We start from the raw sequence: 259 nt of genomic DNA on the forward strand, positions 1-259 counted from the left end.
TGGATTGTTGACCTTCACACAACCTAGGTTTCCGGCTAAAACATGAAGGTATGCATCGTAGGCCCGTCGGGCGCGGGGAAGTCGACGATTGCCATGCAATTGGCACGCGAGTTCAATGTCGCCACGCACGAATTCGACCACGTCTATTGGGACATGACTGCGGCCGAGTTTGTGAAGAACTCGGACGAATCAATGGCGCAGTCGATCGGAAACATCCTCGAGCAGGACAGCTGGTTTGTCGAAGGTGCGTACGACAAGC

At 54.4% G+C, this 259-nt stretch carries 1 protein-coding gene; it reads left to right on the forward strand.

Going from position 1 to position 259, the window contains the following annotated elements; translation table 11 throughout:
- Window positions 1-42 precede the first annotated feature (42 nt).
- A partial coding sequence (locus tag SB719_RS21105) for a (d)CMP kinase (RefSeq protein ID WP_412159877.1) occupies window positions 43-259 on the forward strand: 217 nt, incomplete at its 3' end.

This window comes from Pantoea sp. SIMBA_079 (assembly GCF_046940275.1).
Lineage (GTDB): Bacteria > Pseudomonadota > Gammaproteobacteria > Enterobacterales > Enterobacteriaceae > Pantoea > Pantoea borealis.